Source organism: Salinimicrobium oceani (assembly GCF_012037645.1).
In genome coordinates, this window is sequence record NZ_JAAVJR010000143.1 from 1 (window position 1) to 699 (window position 699).

The following is a 699-nucleotide window of genomic DNA, read 5'->3' on the forward strand; positions in this document are numbered from 1 at the left end:
AAACAAAAAGATGTACTGCAGCGATTTTCCTCCAAAACTACAGAGTCAAATTATATAGATAAAGCTGAAGATTTCCTGGCTTCAAATGATGAGTATAGCGCAGCTATAAAAGCAGTAGTAAAGGCGGAAAGATTCATCAAGAAAAACCTTGATAAAATTAAAGGCTTTGAGCGCTTTATTCAACTTGTAAAAATTGAATTACAAAAGGCAGCAATAAGCAGTCCGGAAATTGAATCTGCTACCAAAGAGTTTGAGATAGCAATGGGGAAGGACATTATTGAACATTTTCCCGAAATTGATACCGCAGCACAAAAGGTTAGAGATGGGTATTACCATTTAATGGTTGATGGTGCACATAAAATGAGCGAACTTCACCAGTATTTAAAAAATGACATAGAGGAAGCTGCCAAGGACCTGAAGCAAAATTATCCTGCAGAATTAAATGAAAAAACAAGGCGGGATTTAGAATCTCTTCTAAAATATACTGAAAGCAGGATTGTTAAAAATATTCAACTTCAGTATCATATCCAGGATCAAAATTCACACTTGTCATTAACAGAGATTCTGAATAATATTCAGCTTATTTTTAATAAAGAATCAGAGTTGGAATTAATAAAGGGGAACTTTGTAAAAACAGCTCCCCTCCCTCCAGATCCCGCTCAGCCTACAATAGCTAAAAGAATCAATTTGACTATCCCT

The 699-nt window shown here is 35.2% G+C and carries 1 pseudogene; it reads left to right on the forward strand.

The annotated features are described in order from the left end of the window. Positions 1-261 precede the first annotated feature (261 nt). Positions 262-699, forward strand: a pseudogene (locus tag HC175_RS23905) (BREX system P-loop protein BrxC); the annotation flags it as partial.